Annotated in this window: 18 protein-coding genes; 7 read left to right on the plus strand and 11 right to left on the minus strand. The window is 55.0% G+C overall.

All coding sequences use genetic code 11. The annotated features are described in order from the left end of the window. Positions 1–213: 213 nt before the first annotated feature. On the minus strand, positions 214–1869 hold the full coding sequence (gene sgrR / locus DR88_RS22230; protein WP_004147044.1) for an HTH-type transcriptional regulator SgrR: 1656 nt from the start codon (positions 1867–1869) through the stop codon (positions 214–216). An 87-nt stretch (positions 1870–1956) separates the two neighbouring features. Here sgrR and sgrT point away from each other — a divergent pair, with 87 nt between their 5' ends. Together sgrT and DR88_RS22220 are read left to right on the plus strand one after the other, a co-directional pair. Continuing rightward, positions 1957–2109 (plus strand): glucose uptake inhibitor SgrT, encoded by a 153-nt coding sequence (gene sgrT / locus DR88_RS22225; protein ID WP_002888448.1) that lies wholly within the window; start codon positions 1957–1959, stop codon positions 2107–2109. A gap of 267 nt (positions 2110–2376) precedes the next feature. Further along, entirely contained in the window at positions 2377–3561 is a 1185-nt protein-coding gene (locus DR88_RS22220; protein WP_004147046.1) for a sugar efflux transporter, read from the plus strand. Positions 3562–3594: 33 nt separating this feature from the next. Here the strand turns inward: DR88_RS22220 and DR88_RS22215 are convergent, their stop codons facing one another. Then, entirely contained in the window at positions 3595–4905 is a 1311-nt protein-coding gene (locus tag DR88_RS22215) for an MFS transporter (RefSeq protein WP_004147047.1), read from the minus strand. A gap of 231 nt (positions 4906–5136) precedes the next feature. Between DR88_RS22215 and DR88_RS22210 the strand changes: the two genes are divergently transcribed. After that, positions 5137–6033: a LysR family transcriptional regulator gene (locus DR88_RS22210; RefSeq protein WP_002888455.1), complete on the plus strand. Its 897-nt coding sequence runs from the start codon at positions 5137–5139 to the stop codon at positions 6031–6033. A 37-nt stretch (positions 6034–6070) separates the two neighbouring features. On the opposite strand, the gene aroD is transcribed toward DR88_RS22210, so the two are convergent. The 9 genes from aroD to DR88_RS27625 all read right to left on the minus strand — a co-directional run bounded on the left by aroD (position 6071) and on the right by DR88_RS27625 (position 16249). Continuing rightward, entirely contained in the window at positions 6071–6826 is a 756-nt protein-coding gene (gene aroD, locus DR88_RS22205) for a type I 3-dehydroquinate dehydratase (RefSeq protein WP_004177420.1), read from the minus strand. A gap of 30 nt (positions 6827–6856) precedes the next feature. Further along, complete coding sequence (locus DR88_RS22200) at positions 6857–8071, minus strand: MFS transporter (RefSeq protein ID WP_004177419.1); 1215 nt, start codon at positions 8069–8071, stop codon at positions 6857–6859. A 10-nt stretch (positions 8072–8081) separates the two neighbouring features. After that, a complete protein-coding gene (locus DR88_RS22195; RefSeq protein WP_004147051.1) occupies positions 8082–8945 on the minus strand; it encodes a shikimate dehydrogenase in 864 nt (287 codons plus the stop codon). Between the two features lie 11 nt (positions 8946–8956). Then, a complete protein-coding gene (locus tag DR88_RS22190) occupies positions 8957–10990 on the minus strand; it encodes an oxidoreductase (protein ID WP_004147052.1) in 2034 nt (677 codons plus the stop codon). Between the two features lie 395 nt (positions 10991–11385). After that, positions 11386–11991, minus strand: a complete 606-nt coding sequence (gene leuD, locus DR88_RS22185) for a 3-isopropylmalate dehydratase small subunit (RefSeq protein WP_002888481.1) — start codon at positions 11989–11991, stop codon at positions 11386–11388. A 10-nt stretch (positions 11992–12001) separates the two neighbouring features. Continuing rightward, a complete protein-coding gene (leuC, locus tag DR88_RS22180; protein ID WP_004177417.1) occupies positions 12002–13402 on the minus strand; it encodes a 3-isopropylmalate dehydratase large subunit in 1401 nt (466 codons plus the stop codon). Positions 13403–13404: 2 nt separating this feature from the next. Further along, entirely contained in the window at positions 13405–14496 is a 1092-nt protein-coding gene (gene leuB / locus DR88_RS22175) for a 3-isopropylmalate dehydrogenase (protein WP_002888487.1), read from the minus strand. After that, positions 14496–16067 carry a 2-isopropylmalate synthase gene (gene leuA, locus DR88_RS22170; RefSeq protein ID WP_004178594.1) on the minus strand — a complete coding sequence of 524 codons (1572 nt, stop codon included), beginning with the start codon at positions 16065–16067 and terminating at the stop codon, positions 14496–14498. Before leuA ends, leuB begins: the two co-directional genes overlap by 1 nt. A 95-nt stretch (positions 16068–16162) precedes the next feature. After that, a complete protein-coding gene (locus DR88_RS27625) occupies positions 16163–16249 on the minus strand; it encodes a leu operon leader peptide (RefSeq protein WP_071531349.1) in 87 nt (28 codons plus the stop codon). A gap of 613 nt (positions 16250–16862) precedes the next feature. On the opposite strand from DR88_RS27625, the gene leuO reads away from it, so the two are divergent. The 4 genes from leuO to cra all read left to right on the plus strand — a co-directional run bounded on the left by leuO (position 16863) and on the right by cra (position 21629). Then, entirely contained in the window at positions 16863–17831 is a 969-nt protein-coding gene (gene leuO / locus DR88_RS22165; protein WP_004192013.1) for a transcriptional regulator LeuO, read from the plus strand. A 394-nt stretch (positions 17832–18225) separates the two neighbouring features. Then, positions 18226–19950 carry an acetolactate synthase 3 large subunit gene (gene ilvI / locus DR88_RS22160; protein WP_002888534.1) on the plus strand — a complete coding sequence of 575 codons (1725 nt, stop codon included), beginning with the start codon at positions 18226–18228 and terminating at the stop codon, positions 19948–19950. Positions 19951–19952: 2 nt separating this feature from the next. Further along, on the plus strand, positions 19953–20444 hold the full coding sequence (gene ilvN, locus DR88_RS22155) for an acetolactate synthase small subunit (RefSeq protein WP_002888536.1): 492 nt from the start codon (positions 19953–19955) through the stop codon (positions 20442–20444). Positions 20445–20624: 180 nt separating this feature from the next. After that, on the plus strand, positions 20625–21629 hold the full coding sequence (gene cra / locus DR88_RS22150; RefSeq protein WP_004145952.1) for a catabolite repressor/activator: 1005 nt from the start codon (positions 20625–20627) through the stop codon (positions 21627–21629). Positions 21630–21813: the final 184 nt, after the last annotated feature.

Consider the following 21813-nt stretch of genomic DNA (forward strand, 5'->3'; position numbering starts at 1 on the left):
GGTTCGACGGGTATTTTCTCAGCCCATGCGCTTCATCCTTCAAGCCGCATCTGCGTTAGCTTCGCGCGTTCACCCCAGTCACATAGTTATCTATGCTCCAGGGGATTCACCCGCTTGCTGCCTTGATGCAACTTGAATGATATTGCGTATGTTTATTAGCACCCCGTTGAGAACGGCCTTAGTGTAATGATTTTGTCAGATGACGGAAAGCGCTTACGGCTCCGGCGGCGCAAACCATGCGGATTTAAAATCGAACCAGCCGAGGGTATTCATCCTCACGCCGCGCATACTGCGCTGACCCTGAATCATCAGCCAGTGGTGGATCAGCGGCACGATATGTTGCCTGGCCAGCAGCCGCTGGCTCCAGGTGGCCGGATTAAACTCTCCTGCTCGCCAGCGGCAGGCGTCTGCCTGCCAGTCAATGGGAATGCAGCGCTGAATCAGCGGGACTTCGTACAGATAGGCGAAGAGCGAAAATTCGATCGGTAAGGTGAAGTTCACGCTGTTGAGCCAGATATCGCTGACCACCTCGCCGCGATGCCAGGCATCGTACTCCAGCTCCTGGATCTCCAGCTTTACCTGATGCGCCGCCAGCAGGTCGCGCATGATCCCGCCGATCACCCGATGTTCGACGTGATCGCGGTAGTAGGTAAGGGTGACTGTCTCCAGCCCCGCCGGCTTCTCGCAGGCGTGGTTGCTGGCGTGATGCCAGCGCGGCAGCAGGCCGTAGGCGGGAAACCAGTTGCCCTGGTAGTGTTCGCCCGCATGGTAGAGCAGGTTGGCGGGCTGAAACAGATAGCTTAGCCAGCGGCGCACCGCGTCGTTGGCCCCCAGCGGGCTTCGCGAGTCGAACAGCAGGTAATAGCAGCCCTCTTCCAGGCGACTCTCTACCGCTTTTTCGCTTTCGGTATTGCCCTGCAGCGTCAGGCCGCCGTTGGGCTCTTCGCTAATCTCCGGCAGCACCCAGACGTTCACCTCATCGATCAGCGCCCGGTAGCCAAAATAGTCCTCAAAGGCATGGATCTTGAGCTGATTCTGGTTGTTACGCACCACGGCATAGGGGCCGGTGCCGACCGGCATGGAGGAAAAGTGGTTCATGGTCTGCCACTCCTGCGGCAGCACCATTGCCGGCACCTGCCCCAGCAGCCAGGGCAGCCAGCGGTCGGGCTGGCGCAGATGAATATCCAGGGTCCAGGCGGTGGGCGATTCGATGCGTTCGATATGTGAATAGAGCGGCAGGGCATTGCTGCGCTGCAGAGAGGCGATCACATCCGCCATCTCCAGCTCACGGCCATGGTGAAAATGGATGCCGGGACGGAGGAAAAAGCGCCAGTGGGTGGGGGTCAGCTGCTGCCAGTGGTGGGCAATATCGGCTTCCAGTTCCCCATTTTCCTCATTTACCCGCGTCAGGGCGCTGAATATTTGCCGGGCAATATGGGTTTCCGAACGCCGCAGCGCGCTACCGGGCAGCAAATTCTTCATCGGACGATAGTAGAGCACGCGCAGGATGTGCCGCCCCTGGCGGAAGCTGCGGCCGAGATGCGAGACCAGCATCTGGCGGACGGCAGCCTTATCGCCGACCAACTGCACCAGCTGATCGATGCGATCCTGCTCAAGGAGATCTTCGGCACGTTGCTGCTGCAGGGCGAGGCCGGTATAGAGAAAGGTTAGCCGCGAACGCTTGCCGCGGCCTGCCTCCGCTTCCCAGGTCAGCCAGCCGCGGGACTCCATCATATTGAGCAGGGTGCGCATATGGCGGCGCGAGCAGCTCAGCATTTCCGCCAGCTCGTTAAGGGTGGTCTCCTGCGACTTGCCGTCGCAGCACTGCCATAGGCGAATGAACTGTTGTTGCAGACGGCCGGAAGACATAAAAGGGGAACTCCTGCGCAAAACTCAGCAATTTATTACTTCCTATATTAAGCCAATAATGAATCCCGATGAAGCGAGGAGGTGAATATGATGAGGTCTACCGCAAAATCGTTCTACCAACGCTACTTTTCTGCGACGCAGGAAGCGTCCTGGCTGGCCCGCCTGATGGCAGGACGACAGCAGGAAATTCTGGGGGAACTGATGCAGTGGGGAGTGACGTCAACGACCTCTGATCATTGACTTGCAGACATCATGTGTGACTGAGTATTGGTGTTATACTCGTCGTTTTTCAAACTGCAGGTGCGCTGTCGATGCTTCCTGGGCCGTATGTTCGGGCTGCGTGATTCGCCTCTACGGGACTCACCTTTTCAGGGCCAGCGCGAGCGCGGCGCAAAATGGTTAACCGTTTTGTCCTGCAGCATGAAATCCATAGAGTATAGAATCACCCGCCAGCAGAAAGCCTCTGCTGGCTTTTTTCGTTTTCTTCGCGTGTGTTAAGGACATTCCATGCTGTGGTTGATGACGATGGGACGACGGCTTAACGGCGTCTATGCCGCCTTTATGCTGGTTGCTTTTATGATGGGCGTGGCGGGCGCGTTGCAGGCGCCGACGTTGAGTTTGTTTCTCAGCCGCGAAGTGGGGGCGCAACCGTTCTGGGTGGGCCTGTTCTATACCGTAAACGCCATCGCCGGGATCCTGGTTAGCCTGTGGCTGGCCAAGCGCTCCGATAGCCGCGGCGACCGGCGGCGGTTGATTATGTTCTGCTGTCTGATGGCGGTTGGTAATGCGCTGCTGTTTGCCTTCAACCGCCACTATCTGACGCTGATCACCTGCGGCGTGATGCTGGCATCCATTGCCAACGCGGCCATGCCGCAGCTCTTCGCGCTGGCGCGGGAGTACGCCGACAGCTCGGCGCGGGAAGTGGTGATGTTCAGCTCGGTCATGCGCGCCCAGCTGTCGCTGGCTTGGGTGATTGGCCCGCCGCTGGCCTTTATGCTGGCGCTCAACTATGGCTTCACCACCATGTTCTCCATTGCGGCGGGCATTTTTGTCATTAGCCTCGCTCTGATTGCCATCAAACTGCCTTCGGTTCCGCGTGTGGAACAGCCCTCGGAGGAGGCGGCGGCGCTAGCGCAGGCCGGCGGCTGGCAGGACAAGAACGTGCGTATGCTGTTTATCGCCTCCACCCTGATGTGGACCTGCAACACCATGTACATCATTGATATGCCGCTGTGGATCAGCAGCGATCTCGGGCTTCCCGACAGCCTGGCCGGGATCCTGATGGGCACTGCCGCCGGGCTGGAGATACCGGCGATGATCCTCGCCGGCTACTACGTAAAGCGCTTTGGCAAACGTAAAATGATGGTGGCGGCGGTGGCCGCCGGCGTGCTGTTTTATGCCGGACTGATCCTGTTTCATGGTCGCACGGCGCTGCTGGCTCTGCAGCTGTTCAATGCCATCTTTATCGGCATTATCGCCGGGATAGGCATGCTGTGGTTCCAGGATTTAATGCCGGGACGGGCGGGAGCGGCGACCACCCTGTTCACCAACAGTATTTCCACCGGCGTGATCCTTGCCGGCGTGATGCAGGGGGCGCTGTCCCAGAGCTATGGTCACGCCAGCGTTTACTGGACGATCGCGGCCATTTCGCTGGTGACGCTGTTTTTGACCAGCAAGGTGAAGGATATCTGACTACTCGCCCCGGCATCGCCGGGGCGACCAGGCCTACTTGAGTTCGATACGCTTAATGTCGCCGATGATAAAAATGTAGGCAATCACCCCAATCAGCGCCGTCAGGCCGACGTAGATCAGCGCGTAAAAGAAATTACCCGTGGCGGAAATAATCACACCAATTATCAGTGGTGCGATAATCGAGGCCATATTGGCACAGAAATTAAATATGCCGCCGGTGAGGCCTGCCATATTTTCCGGGGCAATATCCGAAATTAAGGTCCAGCCCAGACCGACCATCCCCTGGCCAAAAAAAGCCACCGACATGATAATAATTACGGTGCTATTGGCGCTTACCCAATTCGCCGCGATAATACAGCTGGACAGCAATAAACCGGAAATTATTGGTAACTTTCGACTGATGTTGACGGAGCCGGTTCGCTTCAACAACCGATCGGAGATCCAGCCGCCGAAGAGGATGCCAATCGCGGCGGCAAGGAAGGGCCAGGTGGCGAAGAAGCCGACGTGCAGCCATGGAAGATGGCGCTCGTTGGCGAGGTAGCTGGGAAACCACGTCAGGAAAAAGACCAGTGTGGTGTTGCCGGCGAACTGACCCAGGCTGGCGCCGAGGATCTGGCGACAGCCCAGCAGGCGTCTGGCGTCACGCCAGTTAAATGGAACGTTCTGGATTTTATTGTTAATGCCGTTTGCGCCGATATACTCCAGCTCCGCTTGATTAGCCGTGCGCGATTCATGCGGTTCATGATAAAAACGCCACCACACTAAAGTAAATAAAATACCTAATCCGCCGGTGAGGAAAAAAAGCGTTCTCCAGCCATGATGTTCGAGAATTAAAAATAACAGCGGCGAGAAAGCGGCCAGCCCTATATATTCACCAACTGTATACGTTGCCGTTGCCCGCGCGCGCTCATGCTGAGGGAACCAAGTGCTGACGATGCGGCTGTTGGCCGGAAAGCAGGGCGCTTCGCTGACGCCGAGTCCCAGGCGCAGAAGCAGCAGGGATTTTAGGCCGAGGGTGAAACTTTGCAGCAGGGTAAACAGCGACCAGAAGAAAATTGACAGGGCATAGGTCAGTTTGTTGCCAAAGCGGTCTAAAAACATCCCGCCGGGGATCTGCGCCAGCGCATAAGTCCAGGCGAAGGCGGAGAAGATGATGCCCATCATCGCCGGATCGATATGGATTTCTTTGCTTAACTGTGGCGCTACAATACCCAGGATGGTACGGTCGAGATAATTGATCATCGTTCCGACGGAGAGTAGCAGCAGAATAACTATCCGTACGCGGCTTCTTTTTTTCGCCCCCGATGTGGAAGTGAGGACTTCCTGAGAGTTTGACATACTCATAGCGAGTTCCTTTAAAGTTTAAAATATTTTTGCATATATTCTAATATGCAAAAATATCTCAAGGAGCTATAGGTAGTATCTATGAATGGCAATGCCTTGTGGCACATTCATGCCCTTCGTCAAATAATATTTGATGTAACGCCGATATTTACCCGTTCATGCGCATTATTGGTGGCTTGCATGGTATATTAGCGTCAGTGCATTTATTCTTATATTATACGGGTAAAAATAATGAACCTAAAGCAACTTTATTATTTTAAACGTCTGTCTGAAACTGAGCATTACACCGAAGCCGCCTCCAGTCTGTGCATCACCCAGCCCTCGCTAAGCCACGCGATATCGGAGCTGGAGAAGGAGTTAGGGGTCGCGCTATTCGCCAGACAGGGGCGGAACGTAAAAATTACCCAAAACGGCAAGCGTTTTTTGCCGTATGTTGAAGATGCGCTGGCCTCGCTGGAGAACGGACGCATGATATTGCAAAAAAATGGCGCTGAGAATAAAGAGAATATTCGCATCGCCTTTATTTACACGATGGGGGAGTATGTTGTTCCACAGTTAATTAATAAATATTCTCTTTCACCTGAATGTCACAATGTGACTTTTTCTTTTACTCAAGGGACATCGCTGACGCTGTTGCAGGAGCTGAAGGCCGGAAAAGTCGATCTGGCGATCTGCTCTTATATTGCCGATGAACCCGATATCGATTTTATTCCGGTGATCCAGCAGGAACTGGTGGTGGTCACGGCAAAGGATCATCCGCTGGCCCGGCTATATGAACATGAAGTCGATCTGGTGGAGACGATTCATTATCCGTATATCTATTTTTCAGAAAATAGCGGCTTACGTCCGTTTATCGATAATGTATTTATGCAGCAAAAGCTGGTGCCGGAGATCGCCTGCTATGTGGATGAGGATACGGCGATGGCCGGGCTGGTGAGTATTGACTACGGGATCGCGATTATGCCGCGCATCACCGCGCTCTCCTATTACAACGTCCATATCCTGAAGATTAAAAACACCATCCCCCCCCGCTATATCTATCTGGCGACCATGAAAGACAAGGGGCTCTCTCCGGCGCTGGAGTCATTTAAAAATGTGGTTATCCACGATAGCCAGAAGATCTGTTAACGGATGGCCCGGATGTGACCTCCGGGCCATCCGGATATCAGGAGAGAATATCCATCACTTCACGCAGCTTAGCGATGGCGATCTGCCCCGGCGCGGAGGCCTGACCAACGGTACCGAAGGTCATCGCCGAACCGAACAAGCGCCCGGTGACCCGGCTAACGCCACCGGATTTGCCCATCGACATGGTGATCAGCGGACGCGTCGCATACTTCTCTTTCATGGTCAGCGTGGCGGCGAGCAAGGTGAGTACGTCCTGCGGCGACTGCGGCATCACCGCGATCTTCGGCAGATCGGCCCCCAGATCCTGCATGCGGCGCAGGCGATAGATAATATCTTCCTGAGCGGGGGTCTTATGGAAATCATGATTACTCATGATCACCTTGACGCCCGCGGCATGCGCATCGTCAACCAGCGCGCGGATCTGCGCTTCATCATTGAACAGTTCGATATCGATAACATCAACCAGTCCACTGCGTGCGGCCTCGCGGTTGAGCGCAAAATAGGCTTCGTCGCTGAGCTCGGTTTCGCCACCTTCTTTCTTACTGCGGAAGGTAAACAGCAGCGGAAGCGCTTTCAGCGCGCCACGGATTTCCGCCAGCGCGGCCATCACCTGGGCCATCTCTCTGACCTGGGCAAAGTGGTCAACGCGCCATTCGATAATATCAGCGCCGGCATCGACCAGGCCGTGGGCGTTACCCAGTATCTCATCCAGGGTTTTACCGATCAGCGGTACACAAATGAGGGTTTCCCCTTCCTGAAAGGTGATGTTCTTTACGGTTACTGCATTTGTCATGTAGGTATCCATTATTTTTCGCGTTGTACTTCAGGCGGTGACTGCGGTGCGTGACACTTTTTGCGCCGCCCGAGCCTGCAGTTGACGATAGCCGATGTACAGGGCGATCACAAAGCCGATAACGGCGATCAGAAAATCAAACCACATAATGCTGGCAATACTGATCTGCGAAAGCTTTGCGGTGATCAACGGGATCGTGAAGCTGGCGATACTGCCGGCAGTGTAGAAGATGCCGGTTGCTTTGCCTTTTCCATTCGGGAAGCTCATCGCCATGATTGTCGCACCCAGCTGCAGCACTCCGCCAGCGGCGGCAAAGCCGATGACAAAAGCAAAGCCGGTCACCATCATCGGCGTCGGGAACAGGCACACCAACAGCAGCGAAATCATCGACAGGCCAGTATAAATAATCATCGCAATGGCCGAGCTAAACACCTCTTTGACGAAGGCGGCAGTTACAAAGACGCAGACCAGCGAGCCGACGGTATAGATGCTAAGCAGTTTAATCGCCGAGGCATAGGGCAGGCCGACGACGAACTGGCCGTACTGCGCCAGCCATTGGCTGACCAGATAGAAGGTCGCCATGCCGATATAACCGTACAGGGTGAAGATCACCATATCCAGCTTATTAGCCTGTGGCTGGACGGCTGTTTCCGCCTGTGCCGTAGGGGCTTCCTCTTTTTTCGCCGCCTGGCTGTCAGGGAACGGCATTTTAAGCAGATAAATCCCGCTCAGTACAAAGAGCGCTGCCGCAATCACGAACGACCAGCCGAACCACAGATTTGCCCATATCAGGAAGCTGATAATGAACGGCAACAGGAACTGCCCTGCAGAGACGAAGGCTTTGATCAGCACGTTGGCCCGGCTGGCAGAGTGCGGGAAAGATTCCATCAGCGCCGGATAGGTACCGGAGTCGAGGAAGCTGTTCGCCAGGCCCGCCATAATGCCGAACACGTAAGCCAGATAGATATTTTTGGTCAGCAGGATGCCGACGAAAAAGATCAGGTAACTCAGGATCCCAAGATAGATAAAGGGCTTGCGACCGAAGCGATCCGACAGGAAGCCGGTCACGATGGTTGCCAGTTTGCCGATACCTAACGAGGAGATCACCACCGATACGCCAGCCGCGTCCGTTCCCCACTGTTCCTGAAGATGGGCCATGTTGAGGGTGATTAACAGCACCCCCATACCGTGGATCAGGTAGTTGAGGTACAGCCCTGCCGCAGTAGGGATGTATTTATTTTTCATCATTCGCCTCTTAGAACAGAATGCTCTTGATGTAATCAACCGGCATCTGTTTGCCCGTCCAGATTTCGAACGCGCGCGCGCCTTGCCACAGCATCATCCCCAGGCCGTTCAGCGTGCGGCAGCCTTTTTTCTCGGCCACTTCCAGCAGGTGGGTTTTGCGCGGGTTGTAGACGACGTCGGAGACGATCAGGTCCGGAAGCAGGAAGCTGTCGTCAGGTAGCAGCATCTGGCCTTCGAACGGCTTCATGCCGACCCCGGTGGCATTGGTCAGGATCACGCTGCTGTCAATTTCGGCGCGCAGCTTGTCATGATCGTCGAGATCGAACAGATGGATCTCGCAGTCGGTGTTGTGGCGGATCTTGGCCACGGTTTCTTCTGCGTTAGCGAAGAATTTATCGCGACGGTTAAAGATGGAGATCGCCTTCACGCCATCCAGTGCTGCCTGGACGCAGAGCGCCGTTGCCGCGCCGCCGGCGCCGAGTACGGTCATCTTCTTGCCGATGATATCGATACCGGCTTCGCTAAGGGCGCGCATGTAGCCGGTGCCATCGGTGATATGTCCGGTCAGTACGCCGTCGTCGTTGACCACGGTATTGACCGCCCCGACCAGCTGTGCCGCCGGCGACAGTTTATCGAGATACTGGCAAATCTCGGTTTTGTTCGGCATAGAGACGTTAAAGCCGCGCAGCTTCATCGCCCGGAAGCCCTGCACCACGTCTTTTAGCTCCTGGTTACCGACTTCAAAAGCGAGATAGACGTAGTCCAGCCCGAGATGGGCGAAAGCCTCGTTGTGCATGGTGGGCGACATGCTGTGACGAATCGGGGTGGCGATCAGGCCAATCAGCTCAGTGTGTCCAGTAATACGTTCTGCCATGACAAAAATCCTCAATAAGTTAGAAAGGGAATTCGTTGTGCTTCGCGGCTGCCCAGCGCACCCATGTCTTCCAGTGCATCCAGTACGTTGCGGCCTTCGCGGACGCCATCGATAATGCGTCGCGCCATCACGCTGTCGCCGATGTTCATGATTTTGACGTTATTGGCATTGGCCCAGCGCTCGATCTCGTCGAGACCCGTCCGGTTGGCGCGCATCCCCAGACAGACAAAGCCGTAGTCGAAGGGAATATCGAAGGTTTGCTGTGTATTTTTCACCTGGAAATGGTCGGCAGCGACCGCCATCAGTTGGGTATTCATGTGCTGTTCGACCTGGTGCTCGTCGAGCATGGTCAACATGGCATTTTTGGTAATGATGTCGAGATCGCGGCCGGCGGCGTCCTGCATCTCGATTAGCACCGCCTGTGCGCCGCGAGCGGTAAAGTATTCGATAACGTCAAGGCCAACGGCGCCGGCGCCGACTACGGCGATGCGTTTGCCCTTGATATCGGTAAATTTCGCCAGATTGTCGATCATGCCGGTAATGGAAAAGATCTTGCCGTTCTCGACGTCAATGTTTTCCCGCAAGCCTTCAATGGGCGGCAGCAGCGGCGTTGAGCCGGTGGCGTTGACAATCAGATGCGGACGCAGGGCGGAAACTGAAGCCACGTCGGCCCGCTTGCCGATCTGCAGCATCAGGTTGTCCAGCGAGGCGATACGATTTTTCATAAACTGCGGGAAATCAGCGATGCGTTTTTTCTCCGGCAGGCGGGAGATTTCGCTGGCGAGGCCGCCGACGTGGTTTTTCGCTTCCAGCAGCCAGGTATGGCAACCAACTTCCGCCGCGGTGCAGGCGGCTTCCATCCCGGCGGTGCCGGCGCCGATGACCACCACGTTAGTGTCGCGATTCACGCGCCGCATTTTATAGGCGTCACCGTGAATAATATCCGGGTTAATCGAACAGCGCAGCGGGCGCGAGCGGGCGATGCGATGGTCGGCGCAGCCGATGTTGCAGGAGATACATTTGCGCATCAGACGCTCTTTTCCGCCTTGCACTTTCTGCACCCACTCCGGCTCGGCAATCAGACCGCGGCCAATGGCGATAAGATCGGCATCGCCGCTGGCGAGGATATCTTCGGCTACCTGCGGAGTGCGAATATTGCCGGCGATGACGGTGGGTTTATGGAATTTATCGCGCACCGCGCGGGAGAGATAGCGCTTCCAGCCATCCTCCAGCGACATCTGATCGATTTGCAGATTCAGGTTATCGTTCTGCGCCGCAGAGACGTTGATGATATCGACCTTCTCCTGGCAGAGCTCAAGAATACGCAGGGAATCTTCGAGGGTATTGCCGCCCTTGAGGAAGTCGTCGGCGCTGATGCGCAGGCTGACCGGAAAACGCGGCCCCACGCAGGCGCGCACTTTATCGACAATCAGACTCAATATCCGGGTGCGATTTTCGACGCTGCCGCCAAATTCATCAGTGCGCTTATTAAACAGCGGCGATAAAAACTGGCTAATTAAATAGGAGTGACCGGCATGAATTTCGACGCAGTCAAAACCTGCGCGCCGAACGCGCTCCGCGGCGTCACCAAATTTTTCTACCGCATGATATATTTCCTCATGGGTCATCGGACGCGGAATATTACCGTGCTTCTTCGACGGTGTTGTAGAAGAGGAGAGCGGCGTCTGGCCTTCCAGTCGGTAGGCATAAGCGGAAGCGCCGGCATGATTTAACTGAATGGATACGCAGGCGCCATGTTTATGCAGGGTCTCGGTTAATTTAAACAGCCGTGGAATATATTGATCGTTATCGATGCGCAGTTGGGTGGTGCCGTTGGAGGCGAAGGGGAAATCAATACAAATATTTTCGATGGTGATAAGCCCGGTGCCGCCTTTGGCCCGCAGTTCGTAGTATTCCAGCTGTTCCTGCGACACCTCGCCATTGAGCGTGGCCATATTGGTGCCCATAGGGGGCATAATAATGCGGTTTTTTAACGTCATACCGTTGATGGTCAACGGACTGAAAAGGTGCGGATAGTGGCTCATCTCTTCTCTCCACAGGAGGCCGGGAGGCCGATATGCGGGGCCCAGGCGTGTCCTTAGTTAATATTTCTCTGTGGCAAAAGATAACGAGGGGAAAAATCGAAAAATAATGCTTTTTTTTGTGCATAGCCATAGGGGTTCTCTATGAGATTAACGCTTTCTTCACATTCTTATATTTTTATATTAAACACTCGTGCCTTATTTTTACTTGCAGTGCAGGGAAAATACATAAACAGTGCTGGAGAAGGGGAGGAAAGCGGAATAATTCTTCTTTAGGCGGTAGGGCAGGGTGGCGGTAAGGTCTGACAATCAGCAAATTAAAATTGGTTTTTGTGCGTGAGATCGCAATTTTCTCCGCAATAAAATAAAAAGCCCGATCAAATGACCGGGCCCAAAGGTTAATTCATAAACGCCGGCAGCTTGCGTTCATAGTCGGAGATCGCCGCTTCATGCTGCAGCGTCAGGCCGATGCTATCCAGGCCGTTGAGCATGCAGTGGCGGCGGAAATCGTCGATCTTAAAGCTGTAGGTTTTATCCCCGGCTTTAACTACCTGCGCTTCCAGATCCACTTCAAACGTAATGCCCGGGTTGGCCTGCACCAGCTTGAACAGCTCGTCGACCTGCTCGTCGCTCAGGGTCACCGGCAGCAGCTGGTTATTGAAGCTGTTGCCGTAAAAGATATCGGCAAAGCTCGGGGCGATAACGACCTTAAAGCCGTAATCGGTCAGCGCCCACGGCGCGTGCTCGCGCGAGGAGCCGCAGCCGAAGTTTTCCCGCGCCAGCAGTATCGATGCCCCCTGGTACTCAGGAAAATTCAGCACGAACTCCGGGTTCGGCTGTTGACCTTTATCGTCGAGAAAGCGCCAGTCGTTAAACAGGTGCGCGCCAAAGCCGGTGCGGGTGACCTTCTGCAAAAATTGCTTAGGGATGATCGCGTCGGTATCGACGTTTGCAGCATCCAGCGGAACCACCAGGCCGGTATGTTGGGTAAATTTCTCTGCCATGATGGTCTCCTTACTTCAGATTACGGATATCGGCGAAATGGCCGGTAACGGCTGCCGCCGCGGCCATTGCCGGGCTCACCAGGTGCGTGCGTCCGCCGCGGCCCTGACGGCCTTCAAAGTTACGGTTGCTGGTTGAGGCACAGCGTTCGCCCGGATTCAGGCGGTCATTATTCATTGCCAGACACATAGAGCAACCAGGTAAGCGCCACTCAAAGCCGGCTTCGATAAAGATCTTATCCAGACCTTCCGCTTCCGCCTGCGCTTTCACCGGACCAGAACCCGGCACCACCAGCGCCTGGACGCCCGGCGCCACTTTACGCCCTTTAGCGATTTCCGCCGCGGCGCGTAAATCTTCGATGCGCGAGTTGGTGCAGGAGCCGATAAACACTTTATCGATAGCGACTTCCGTCAGCGGGATCCCGGATTTCAGCCCCATATAGGCCAGCGCTTTTTCGGCGCTGGCGCGTTCCACCGGATCGCTGAACGACGCTGGATCGGGGATGTTATCCGTCACCGAGATCACCTGGCCCGGGTTGGTGCCCCAGGTCACCTGCGGGGCAATTTCCGCCGCCTGCAGCGTCACCACGGTATCAAACGTCGCGCCGTCGTCGGTTTTCAGGGTTTTCCAGTACGCTACGGCATCGTCAAAATCTTTGCCTTTCGGCGCATGCAGACGGCCGCGTACGTAATTGAAGGTGGTTTCGTCCGGCGCGACCAGGCCCGCTTTGGCGCCCATCTCGATCGCCATGTTGCACAGGGTCATACGCCCTTCCATGCTCAGATCGCGGATCGCTTCGCCGCAGAACTCAACCACATGGCCGGTGCCGCCGGCGCTACCGGTTTTACCAATGATGGCCAGCACGATATCTTTGGCGGTAATGCCCGGCGCCGCTTTGCCCTGGACTTCGATTTTCATGGTCTTCGCGCGGCCCTGTTTCAGGGTCTGGGTCGCCAGCACATGCTCCACTTCGGAGGTGCCGATACCGAACGCCAGCGCACCGAACGCGCCGTGGGTAGCGGTATGGGAGTCACCGCACACGATCGTCATCCCCGGCAGGGTAACCCCTTGTTCCGGGCCCATGACGTGGACGATGCCCTGATACGGGTGGTTCAGGTCGTACAGTTCAACGCCGAACTCTTTACAGTTCTTAATCAGCTCCTGCATCTGAATGCGGGCCATCTCACCGGACGCGTTAATGTCTTTGGTCTGCGTCGAGACGTTATGATCCATGGTAGCGAAGGTTTTACCCGGCTGGCGCACCTGGCGGCCATGGGCGCGCAGGCCGTCAAACGCCTGCGGAGAGGTGACTTCGTGCACCAGATGGCGGTCGATATACAGCAGCGGGGTTTCGTTCTGCGCCTCATACACTACGTGCGCATCAAATAATTTTTCGTATAACGTCTTCGCCATGATTACACCCCTTCTGCGACATAGCGGGCAATAATATCGCCCATTTCATCAGTGCTGACCGCCGCCGTGCCGCGCGCTAAGTCGCCGGTTCGAACCCCTTCTTCTAAGGCGCGGTTGATCGCGTTTTCAATGGCGGTCGCCGCTTCGTCAGCGTCGAGGCTGTAGCGCAGCAGCAGAGCCAGGGAGAGGATCTGCGCGATCGGGTTGGCGATATTTTTGCCGGCGATATCCGGTGCGGAACCGCCCGCCGGCTCGTACAGGCCAAAACCTTGTTCATTGAGGCTGGCGGACGGCAGCATACCCATCGAGCCGGTGATCATCGCGCACTCGTCGGAGAGGATGTCGCCAAACAGGTTGGAGCACAGCAGCACGTCGAACTGGGACGGATCTTTAATCAGCTGCATGGTGGCGTTATCGATATACATATGCGCCAGCTCAACGTCCGGATACTCCTTGCCGATCTCGCTGACGATTTCGCGCCACAGGATGGAGGACTGCAGAACGTTGGCCTTATCGATGGAAGTCACTTTGTGACGACGCTTGCGGGCGGATTCAAAAGCGATGCGCGCGATACGCTCGATCTCAAAGCGGTGATACACCTCGGTATCAAAGGCTTTCTCATGCTGACCGCTGCCTTCGCGGCCTTTCGGCTGGCCGAAGTAGATGCCGCCGGTCAGTTCGCGTACGCAGAGAATGTCGAAGCCGTTAGCAGCGATGTCGGCGCGCAGCGGGCAGAACTCTTCCAGCCCCTGATACAGTTTGGCCGGGCGCAGGTTGCTGAACAGTTTAAAGTGTTTACGCAGCGGCAGCAGCGCGCCACGCTCTGGTTGTTCCGCCGGCGGCAGGTGCTCCCATTTCGGACCGCCAACGGAGCCGAACAGGATCGCATCCGCCTGCTCGCATCCGGCGACGGTCGCCTGCGGCAGGGGAGTTCCCTGACGGTCGATGGCCGCCCCGCCAACGTCATACTGGCTGGTGGTAATGTGCATGGCAAAACGTTGGCGTACGGCTTCCAGTACTTTCATCGCCTGGTTCATCACTTCCGGGCCAATGCCATCACCCGGCAAAACGGCAATATGGTAATTCTTCGACATTACACGGTTTCCTTATTGTTCTCTTTATTCTGAGCTTTGCGTTGCAATTCTTTTTCGACTTCGGCGGCGCGCCAGATGTTGTTCAGCACGTGAACCATCGCTTTGGCTGACGACTCTACGATATCCGTTGCCAGACCAACGCCATGGAAGCGGCGGCCATTGTAGTCAACGACGATATCCACCTGGCCCAGGGCGTCTTTGCCGTGGCCTTTCGCGCTTAAGCCATACTTCACTAATTCAATGTTGTAGTCGGTGACGCGATTAATCGCCTGGTAGATAGCATCGACCGGACCGTTGCCGTTGGCGGCTTCGGTTTTGATCTCATCCCCGCAGACCAGTTTGATCGAGGCGGTGGCGATATCGCTGGATCCGGATTGGACGTTGAAGTAATCCAGGCGGAAATGCTCTGGCTCTTCCTGCTGCTTGTTGATAAAGGCCAGCGCTTCCAGATCGTAATCGAAGACCTGGCCTTTTTTGTCCGCCAGCTTCAGGAATGCGTCGTACAGATGATCCAGGTTGTAATCGCTCTCCTGGTAGCCCATCTCTTCCATCCGGTGTTTCACCGCCGCGCGGCCGGAGCGGGAAGTCAGGTTCAATTGCACCTGGTTCAGGCCGATAGATTCCGGGGTCATGATCTCGTAGTTTTCGCGGTTCTTCAGCACGCCGTCCTGGTGAATGCCGGAGGAGTGGGCGAAGGCGCCGGTGCCGACGATGGCCTTGTTCGCCGGGATCGGCATATTGCAGATCTGGCTGACGGTCTGGCTGGTGCGCCAGATTTCATGATGATTAATGTTGGTGTGCACGTTCATGATGTCTTTGCGCACTTTGATCGCCATGATCACTTCTTCCAGCGCGCAGTTGCCGGCGCGTTCGCCGATACCGTTCATCGCACCTTCTACCTGGCGCGCACCGGCGTGGACCGCGGCGAGGGCGTTACCGACAGCGATGCCCAGATCATCATGGGTGTGGACGGAAATAATTGCTTTGTCGATATTCGGCACGCGATCATACAGGCCGCTGATGATGTTGGCATATTCGAACGGCATGGTATAGCCGACGGTATCCGGGATATTAATGGTGGTGGCGCCGGCGTTGATCGCCGCTTCCACGACGCGAGCCAGATCGGCAATCGGCGTACGGCCGGCATCTTCACAGGAGAACTCAACGTCGTCAGTGTAGTTGCGTGCCCGCTTCACCATATAGATCGCGCGCTCAATAACCTCATCCAGCGTACTGCGCAGTTTGGTGGCGATATGCATCGGCGAGGTGGCAATAAAGGTATGAATACGGAAAGCCTCGGCCACTTTTAACGATTCCGCCGCCACGTCGATATCTTTCTCAACGCAGCGCGCCAGGGCGCACACGCGGCTGTTTTTAATGGTGCGTGCGATGGTTTGCACCGATTCAAAATCGCCCGGCGAGGATACCGGGAAACCGACTTCCATTACGTCGACCCCCATTCGCTCAAGGGCCAGTGCGATCTGCAGCTTCTCTTTGACACTCAGGCTTGCCTGTAACGCTTGTTCGCCATCACGTAAGGTCGTATCGAAAATAATGACTTGCTGGCTCATGGTTTGGATCCTTAGTCTGTGTCCTGGCGCCTTGTTGACGAGCATAAAAAAACCCGCGCCAAGGCGCGGGTTTTATAGTCTTGCTGGAAGATGACTTAACGATGAACGTCGCCCAACAGCCTACCGCGCAAATGGCATGCGTTTAGTAGTAGTAGGCTGGTGATACGAGCGGTGCGAATCATTGCGTCAAACTCCAGATGAAATCGTTATGCTTTTAGAGTTACTGGATAGCCGTTTTAAAGTCAACCCCTGGCATGGAAAAAGCGTTTTGGGCTGACTAAATGAATTAGCAAAATGTGCTGATGTAAGCCCCATTTTGCCGAAGATCCTATTTTGGACCGAAGGCGGTTTATCCCCATTTGTTTCATTTGAAAAAGTGCTTTGCATTCAAGGCATCGTCGAAGAGGTGTCGCCAATGAAGGGACAAAAAACGGTATCTGGATGAAAATATTAAATTTATTTTTCCTGTGAATGTATTCGAACGCTAGCGGATTATTTTTCAATGATAAGGATTTGTTAATTTTATGGAGGGAAAAATAAAATACTTTATTATTGCTTAAGTTACAGTTAACTCGTGGTGCTGTTTTTATTTTTATGGATTATGGTTACACTTATCATCATTAAGTAATCAGTATGGTTTGAGCGGCTCAATTTTTTGATCAGGACCGTTTCTTCACTGCCACTCATAGCCTTGATATATTCCTAAAAATTTCTTTTGCTATTTTGTAAATGTCATTTGCATGGTAAATGATATTTTCGGCGCTAATTATAGCGGTTTAGTGAAGGGAATTCATCGTGACGGCGGAATTAGATATGTTAATTGAAACTCCAGAATATAAATCAGCCCCCGGACAGGAAGTCGTTAAACCTCAACTACGGATGGTTGATCTCAATCTGCTTACCGTTTTTGATGCGGTTATGCAAGAGCAGAATATTACTCGTGCCGCCCATACGCTCGGCATGTCACAACCCGCGGTGAGCAATGCGGTTTCACGACTGAAAGTGATGTTTAATGACGAGCTTTTTGTGCGCTATGGCCGCGGTATTCAGCCGACGGCGCGCGCCTATCAGCTGTTTGGCTCGGTACGCCAGGCGCTGCAGCTGGTCCAAAACGAATTGCCAGGCTCCGGTTTTGAACCACTGAGCAGTGAGCGCGTGTTCCATCTGTGCGTCTGCAGCCCGCTGGATAACATCCTGACGTCGGTTATTTTTAATAAAGTTGCAGAGATAGCACCCAATATTCATTTAGTCTTTAAGTCTGCGCTGAATCAAAATACGGAACATCAGCTACGTTATCAGGAAACAGAATTCGTAATCGGTTATGAAGAGTTCCGTCGCCCTGAGTTTGCCTGCGTTCCGTTATTTAAAGACGAAATGGTCCTGGTCGCCAGTCGCAACCATCCGCGTATTTCCGGGCCGATGATGGAGGCGGATATTTATCGCGAGGAGCATGCCGCCGTTGCTCTCGACCGGTATGCCTCATTTAGTTTGCCGTGGTATGACACGGCCGATAAACAAGCGCGTATCGCCTATCAGGGTAATGCGATGGTCAGCGTATTAAACGTAGTATCGCAAACCCAGATGGTGGCCATTGCCCCGCGCTGGCTGGCAGATGAATTTGCTGACAAGCTTGCCCTGCAAATATTACCTTTGCCGTTGAAGGTCAACAGTCGGACCTGCTATCTCTCCTGGCACGAAGCCGCTGGTCGTGATAAAGGCCACCAGTGGATGGAAGAGCTGCTGGTGGACATTTGCAAGCGCTGACCCGACGACGATAGATAGCAAAGGAGCTTCGGCTCCTTTTTTTATATGACATAAATCAAATAAAGCAGAATTTTATTCTGTTTACCTTGCGCGAGGGGTTCGTTGTGTTCGTGAAAAATGGATCTATTCCTGTTATTACCCTTTTTCGCCGAGTATTTACCATTCTCTTTTCTTATCTCTGAAGCAATTCACCATATTTTCCCCTCACCGCTTTCTTTTCTTCTTATTCAAGAAATAAGGCCTCAGCTGCGGCGAATTGCCTGCCTGCTGGCGAGCAGTTATGGTAGTGGCATGCAGTACATTCACCTCAATGCGGAGGACCACTCCTTCGCATCGTGCGAGCGCGCGGAAATTGAGTTCCGCTGTCGTAAAACAATAAGCCTGGAGGCAAACCATGGAGATGTTGTCAGGAGCCGAGATGGTCGTCCAATCGCTTGTCGATCAGGGCGTCAAGCAAGTATTCGGCTATCCCGGAGGCGCAGTCCTCGATATCTATGATGCGTTACATACCCTTGGCGGTATCGATCATGTGCTGGTTCGTCACGAGCAGGCGGCGGTGCATATGGCGGATGGCCTGGCGCGGGCGACCGGGGAGGTCGGCGTGGTGCTGGTGACCTCTGGGCCTGGGGCGACGAACGCCATCACTGGCATTGCGACAGCCTATATGGACTCTATTCCGTTGGTGATCCTCTCGGGGCAGGTAGCCACCTCGCTTATCGGCTACGATGCCTTCCAGGAGTGCGACATGGTGGGGATTTCCCGTCCGGTGGTGAAGCACAGTTTCCTGGTGAAGCAGACCGAAGATATTCCCGGCGTGCTGAAGAAAGCCTTCTGGCTGGCGGCCAGCGGTCGCCCCGGTCCGGTAGTGGTCGATCTGCCGAAGGATATTCTCAATCCGGCGAAGAAGCTGCCTTACGTCTGGCCGGACGCAGTGAGCATGCGCTCGTATAACCCAACCACCAGTGGCCATAAAGGGCAGATTAAACGCGCCCTGCAGACCCTGGTGGCCGCAAGTAAGCCGGTCGTCTACGTCGGCGGCGGGGCGATCAATGCGCATTGCGAACCTCAGCTGCGCGAGCTGGTGGAAAAACTGAAGCTGCCGGTGGCCTCATCCTTGATGGGACTTGGCGCTTTCCCGGCGACACACTCGCAGGCGCTGGGGATGCTGGGGATGCACGGCACCTATGAAGCCAACATGACCATGCACCACTCGGACGTGATTTTTGCCGTCGGCGTTCGCTTTGACGACCGGACCACCAATAACCTGGCCAAGTATTGTCCGAACGCGACGGTACTGCATATTGATATCGATCCGACTTCAATCTCGAAAACCGTGCCGGCAGATGTGCCGATCGTCGGCGATGCCCGGCTGGTCCTGGAGCAGATGCTGGAGCTGCTGGAGCAGGAGGAAGCGCAGCAGCCGCTGGACGACATTCGCGACTGGTGGCAACAGATCGAGCAGTGGCGTGCCCGTCATTGTCTGCGCTACGACGACCAGAGCGATAAAATCAAACCGCAGGCGGTAATTGAAACTATCTGGCGGCTGACCCAGGGCGATGCCTACGTCACTTCCGATGTGGGTCAGCATCAGATGTTCGCCGCCCTGTATTACCCCTTCGATAAACCGCGGCGCTGGATTAACTCCGGTGGTCTCGGCACCATGGGCTTTGGCCTACCGGCTGCGCTGGGGGTCAAAATGGCTCTGCCGGACGAAATGGTGGTCTGCGTGACCGGTGACGGCAGTATCCAGATGAACATTCAGGAACTCTCCACTGCGCTGCAGTATGAGCTGCCGGTCCTGGTGCTTAACCTCAACAACCGCTATCTCGGGATGGTGAAGCAGTGGCAGGATATGCTCTATTCCGGGCGTCACTCGCAGTCCTATATGGAATCGCTACCGGACTTTGTCCGTCTGGCGGAAGCCTATGGCCACGTCGGGATCCGCATCAGCGAGCCGCAGGAGCTGGAGACGAAGCTTGCTGAAGCTCTGGAGCAGGTGCGCCAGCGTCGGCTGGTGTTTGTCGATGTGACCGTCGACGGCAGTGAGCATGTGTACCCCATGCAGATCCGCGGTGGCGGCATGGATGAAATGTGGTTGAGCAAAACGGAGAGGACCTGATTATGCGCCGGATATTATCGGTATTACTTGAAAACGAATCGGGCGCATTGTCCCGCGTTATCGGCCTCTTTTCCCAGCGTGGCTATAATATAGAAAGCCTGACTGTCGCGCCGACGGACGATCCCACTCTCTCCAGAATGACCATTCAGACCGTGGGCGATGAAAAAGCGATTGAGCAGATTGAAAAGCAACTGCACAAGCTGGTGGATGTCCTGCGGGTCAGCGAGCTGGGGCAGGGGGCTCATGTTGAACGCGAAATTATGCTGGTGAAGGTTCAGGCCAGCGGCTATGGCCGTGAAGAAGTGAAGCGCAACACCGAAATCTTCCGCGGACAGATTATCGACGTGACACCTTCTATCTATACCGTCCAGCTCGCCGGCACCAGCGATAAGCTGGATGCATTTCTGGCCTCGCTGCGCGATGTCGCTCGGATTGTGGAAGTGGCTCGCTCCGGCGTGGTCGGCCTGTCTCGCGGTGATAAAATCATGCGCTAAGGATCGGGAACTGCTGTAAAAATAGCCCGGCAGAGACTGTCGGGCTTTTTTTTTGCGAAATCAGTAGGAACTGTAAGCGAAAGCGGTTGCTGCGCTAACTATTCTGCGCTTAGATGTTATAAAAAGGATTCCATACCTGAATAATGGTTATGTTTGGCACTTCTTACCCAAGGGGCAATTGTGAAACTGGATGAAATCGCCCGGCTGGCCGGTGTTTCAAGAACCACCGCGAGCTATGTGATTAATGGCAAAGCGAAGCAGTACCGCGTAAGCGATAAAACGGTCGAAAAAGTGATGGCTGTGGTGCGAGAGCACAACTATCACCCAAATGCGGTCGCTGCTGGCCTGCGTGCAGGACGCACACGCTCTATCGGTCTGGTGATCCCGGATCTGGAAAACACCAGCTATACCCGGATTGCAAATTATCTCGAACGTCAGGCGCGTCAGCGCGGCTATCAGCTGCTGATTGCCTGCTCGGAGGATCAGCCCGATAACGAGATGCGCTGCATTGAGCATCTGCTGCAGCGCCAGGTGGACGCTATCATTGTCTCTACTTCGCTGCCGCCGGAGCATCCATTTTATCAGCGCTGGGCTAACGACCCGTTTCCGATTGTCGCCCTCGACCGCGCCCTCGATCGCGAGCACTTCACCAGCGTGGTTGGCGCTGACCAGGATGACGCCGAGATGCTCGCAGCTGAGCTGCGGACGTTTCCTGGCGAAACGGTGCTCTATCTCGGCGCGCTGCCGGAGCTGTCGGTGAGCTTCCTGCGTGAACAGGGCTTCCGTAAAGCCTGGCAGGACGATCCGCGTGAGGTGCATTATCTCTATGCCAACAGCTATGAGCGCGAAGCGGCGGCCCAGCTGTTTGAGAAATGGCTTGAAACCCATCCGATGCCACAGGCGCTGTTTACCACCTCTTTCCCGCTGCTGCAGGGCGTAATGGATGTGACCTTGCGTCGCGAGGGTAAACTGCCCTCCGAGCTGGCGATCGCCACCTTCGGTGATAATGAGCTGCTCGATTTTCTGCAGTGTCCGGTACTGGCCGTGGCCCAGCGTCATCGCGATGTCGCTGAGCGGGTGCTGGAGATCGTCCTCGCCAGCCTCGACGAACCTCGCAAGCCGAAGCCGGGTCTTAGCCGTATTCGCCGTAATCTCTATCGTCGCGGTAGCCTGAATCGCCGCTAAGGGCGCCATATCGCCAGCGCCCAGGTATAAACCTGGCAGGCCTGACCGTAAGCAGGCCGCTGGCGATAAATCAGGCAATTGACGTGCAAAATGCAAAACTGAATATATTTCAGACAAATCCCTAAACTTCTTTACTCGTTATTTTATTTTATTCACTGACCATCGTTTTGTGACTCCAAATGGG

This window comes from Klebsiella pneumoniae, assembly GCF_000742135.1.
GTDB lineage: Bacteria > Pseudomonadota > Gammaproteobacteria > Enterobacterales > Enterobacteriaceae > Klebsiella > Klebsiella pneumoniae.